We start from the raw sequence: 2586 nt of genomic DNA, 5'->3' as shown, positions 1-2586 counted from the left end.
GTTCTTTTATTATCGCTAGGAATGAGAATTCTTTTAACTGGTTCGGGGTTATAACCATTATTGACGTATTCCTGATGGTATCTTTCTAGCCTTTCTAGATTAATCCCATCAATGGTTTCATTATCAACACCTGGCGTTCCCGCTCCTTTGTTAGTGGTGATTCTTCAACGTGTTGTAAAAGTTATTCATTCCCTGCTGTAATTCTCTTTTTAAAGAGTGACCATTTGATGAACGATATTGAATTTTATCCAATGTTCGCGAAAGTTTAGTTTCTAGTGAAACCGTTGTTGACATCATTTATCAACCCCTTTCTCGATACCATTGAATAAATAGTAAATTACTTTCTTCTTTCGCCCTATAAGAGTCATTAACTCTCTTCTCGGTAAGCCGATTAACTAAATTATTCCAAATTTAGGTTTACCCTTACGACTACTAAAAAGATGCTTTATCCTTGACCATCCAGACTTTTACCCCCGGATTAGTAAATTTAATTACTTAGTTTTAGGATTCTCCAAGTTACGCTAAATTTCTACCTTAATTCCTTAGGTGAAGTACCCTCTTAAGAGGCTGATTCCAGGTTTCATATGATAAACTACTCAATACTTGAAGCTTATACTAGTAGACTCTGGACTGTCCGTTTCAGCAACTTCCGAACAGGTTATACTATTACATCAATTTTCCTTCTTAGGCCATTGCAGGCTTGTCCATCGAATTATTGGGTGGCGAGGTCTTCTTGACTAATTTGCTTTCGTCGCAACCCGCTTTTATGGTCTGCTGTAATTTGACATTCTTTCGTTTATCAAACCGACCATCTCCTTTCAGAGTTTATCGGCTCTGGCTATTGGTTAGATAGCATGAAATTTAGGCCTCTTTGGCGCCCCTTCAAAAGTATTAGTAGTGGTAGCTCCATCTTGGATAGAAGCTTTTAAAATATCACGGGCATGTTTTAAAATATTTTCAACTTGTTTTAAATACGGATAGATTAATTGCGTTTTACGCAGCGATTTGTATTTGCTGTTTTATTTACAATCAGCCCCCGTCCAAACCGGACAAGCAAGTTTCCAAGCATCCGGCTTTCCATAATTTACTCTCTCTCAAGAACTAATTTCTCCTCGCAGTTGATTAGCTATTTATTCTTATCGTCCTTATTCTTTTAATATCATGTATTTGTTGATTTGTCACTTTTAGATGACAGTCTTTACACAATACCTTGGTACTTTTATTCATGATACTTTGGTGGTTCGCGTTGCGAACTGTCCCAATGTAATGAATTTGAAGTTGGGTTGTTTTATTGCAGTTCTCACAACATTCCGCTTTCAAACGGTCGGTTAGGTGTGTACGGCCTTGAAATATATATCTATTAATGGTAATGTCCGGATTCCCCTTATAGTTACGCATTTTTTTAATTTTATCCCAAGAGTAAACGTCCCATGGTTCGTATTGAGTCTTCCCTTTGTTAATATAGGAGATACCCCAAGTTGAACCTCTATTGAGTTTCTTTCGTACCCTGGCAATCGATGTTTTCCATTTTCTTGCCAGTGTTTTCAAACAGCTATCTTCAGCTAGATAGTTTAGATAGGTTAAAACACTGAGATTATTAGCTAAACAAAAGTATTGGATAATTCCTCTAATAATTGTTTTATAGGTCCGAATTATTTCTAATTCGTCTCGATCCGCTAATGTTATGTCGTGTTTCACCTTCCCTTTCTTTAACCAATTGTATTTGTGTCCGTATTCCTTGACTTTCGCTTGGGGAATTTGGATTTGAACTTTACCGTTTAAGGAATTCTTTGTAGATTTCCTTGTACGAGTTTTATTGGTGGGATTTACCTTTATCATGTAGGATAAAAACCTTGTCCTTTTGTTGGCTTTCACAATTTTTGATTTGTCCTTACTAATGGTAAGTTTCAAGTCTTGTTCTAGCCATTGGACCACTTGGTTCTTAATTTCTTCGACTTTGTCATACTCACCTTTAACCCCAATGATAAAATCATCAGCGTAACGGATGTATTCAACTCTAGGTTTTGGATTTAGATTTATCCATCTATCAGTCCCTAGTTTATGATGTCGGTTTTTAGACCATGCTCTCACATATTCCGGGTTGCCTTTCTTAATTGGCTTTCCTTCTTTAATCAGTTCTTCCATCTTTAGATCGATGTAGTGCAAATATACATTCACCAGTAAGGGAGAGATAATCCCTCCTTGAGGAGAACCGGATAAGGATTCGTATTTGATTCCGTTTTTCATGAAGCCGGCTTTCAACCATTTGTTAATAGTTGAGAGGACTTTATTCTTTCTGATGAACTGATTTAGGGTTCTCATAAGAATTCCATGATTGATGGTATCAAAGTAGCCTCTTAAGTCGATTTTGATAATGTAGTCAATTCCTTGAAATCTTTGTTTAACGCGTTTTGCAGCGTCATGGCAAGATTTTTTGGTTCTAAATCCCAAGCTCCATTCTGAAAAAATATTTTCAAAATAGGGAGTTAAGAGTTGTTCGAGGCATTTTTGTATTAGCCGGTCCTTGATAGTAGGTAGCCCCAAGGGTCTAGTTCTTTTATTATCGCTAGGAATAAGAATTCTTTT

The 2586-nt window shown here is 36.6% G+C and carries 1 protein-coding gene and 1 pseudogene; both read right to left on the bottom strand.

All coding sequences use genetic code 11. The features are described from left to right. Positions 1-294 (bottom strand): annotated as a pseudogene (locus OC698_RS03240) (group II intron reverse transcriptase/maturase); the annotation flags it as partial. Between the two features lie 828 nt (positions 295-1122). After that, positions 1123-2586, bottom strand: a 1464-nt coding sequence (locus tag OC698_RS02875) for a reverse transcriptase/maturase family protein (RefSeq protein WP_304513193.1), incomplete at its 5' end; no start/stop codon positions are given.

Origin of the sequence: Candidatus Phytoplasma gossypii, assembly GCF_030586975.1 — a bacterium.
Taxonomy (GTDB): Bacteria; Bacillota_I; Bacilli_A; order Acholeplasmatales; family Acholeplasmataceae; genus Phytoplasma; species Phytoplasma citri.
The sequence above is the reverse complement of the archived record's forward strand: the minus strand, read 5'-3'. Positions and strand labels throughout refer to the sequence as shown.